The sequence below is a fragment of the Gelidibacter sp. genome (assembly GCF_035577925.1).
Classification (GTDB): Bacteria; Bacteroidota; Bacteroidia; order Flavobacteriales; family Flavobacteriaceae; genus Gelidibacter.
Window position 1 is genome coordinate 1 of the sequence record NZ_DATJCY010000055.1, and the last position, 1,621, is coordinate 1,621.

The 1,621-nt window shown below is 40.7% G+C and carries 1 protein-coding gene; it reads right to left on the reverse strand.

Translation table 11 applies throughout. The features are described 5' to 3' along the window. Window positions 1-1,455, reverse strand: a 1,455-nt coding sequence (locus tag VNJ50_RS01765; RefSeq protein WP_325578469.1) for an acyl-CoA dehydrogenase family protein, incomplete at its 3' end; no start/stop codon positions are given. Window positions 1,456-1,621 lie beyond the last annotated feature (166 nt).

Below are 1,621 nucleotides of genomic sequence, written 5' to 3' on the forward strand. Positions count from 1 at the left end.
AAATTTTTGAACCGCAGCACCAGCGACCATTAAAAATACTTTTTTAAGCTTGGCGATCATTTCCTTTTCTTCAGCAAACAGCTCTGAATAATCAGGCGTGTCAAATGAAGGAATTCCCATTAATTCATCAGCAACAGCTTGCGCAGGGCCTAATAAATCGACGTGACCTTTCATAGCTTTTTTGACCAACATGCCAACAGAAAGCATTCGGTTAATTTCGTTGGTCCCTTCATAAATTCGTGCAATACGTGCATCTCTCCAAGCGGCCTCCATTGGCGTGTCTTTAGAAAAGCCCATGCCTCCAAATATTTGGATACCTTCATCGGCACAATGTTGTACGTCTTCTGAAACGGCAACTTTTAAGATCGAACATTCAATGGCATATTCTTCAACACCTTTTAATTCGGCTTCTTGATGTGAATTTCCAGCAGCTTGTCGTAGGGCAATTCGGTCTTCAATGTTTTTTGCAGCACGATAAGATGCTGATTCACCAGCATAACAGTTGGTTGCCATTTCGGCCAATTTCATTTTGATAGCTCCAAAATCTGAAATACGAGTCTTGAATTGCTTACGTTCGTTAGCGTACTGAATGGCATTGGTGGTAATGCGTCGTTGTGAATCCAAGCAAGCAGCGGCCAATTTGATACGGCCAATATTCAATGCATTCATCGCTATTTTGAAACCTTCGCCACGACCTGCCAACATGTTTTCTACAGGAACTACGGTGTCGCTAAAAAATACTTGTCTTGTGGAAGACGCATGGATACCCAGTTTATTTTCTTCTTCACCTAAAGTAATGCCATTGTTAGGATCTTGCTCAACAATAAATCCGGTAATGTTTTTGTCATTTTCTATACGTGCAAAAACGATAAATAAATTACAGAAACCCGCATTGGAGATCCACATTTTTTGACCGTTGATTTTATACGATTTACCATCTTCAGAAAGTGTCGCCGTTGTTTTTCCAGAATTAGCATCCGATCCTGCATCGGGCTCAGTTAGCGCATAAGCGCCAAACCATTCGCCAGTGGCCAGTTTAGGAACGTATTTTTGTTTTTGTTCTTCAGTGCCATAAAGTGTGATTGGCATGGTTCCAATTCCTGTATGCGCACCAAAAGCAGTACTGAATGACCCCGTTCCACTCGAAATGTATTCGCATACAATCATGGTCGACACGAAGCCCATTCCCAATCCGCCGTAAGCCTCAGGAACCGCAACTCCTAAAAAGCCCATTTCCCCAGCTTTGGTCATGATTTCTTTGGTTAATCCATAATCTTTGGCTTCAAAACGATCTCTGTTTGGAATAATTTCTCGATCGTTGAATTCAATGACCGAATCGCGCATCATTCTTTGTTCTTCGTTGAAATCTTCAGGTGTAAAGACATCTTCGCATTTTGTTTCCTTCACGAGGAATTGACCTCCCCGGAGTATTTGGTTTTCTTGTTGTGTTTCCATTGTTTGTTGTTGACTTTTGATGGTAAGACTTATGACATATGATGTTTCTAGAATTACCACTGTTATTATTATTTTAATTTTGGACTAACCGTCTTACGTCTTAAGTCCTTTTTATCTTATGTCTGTTTAAGAAAGAAACTCAAATATCCCACAAGCACCTTGACCT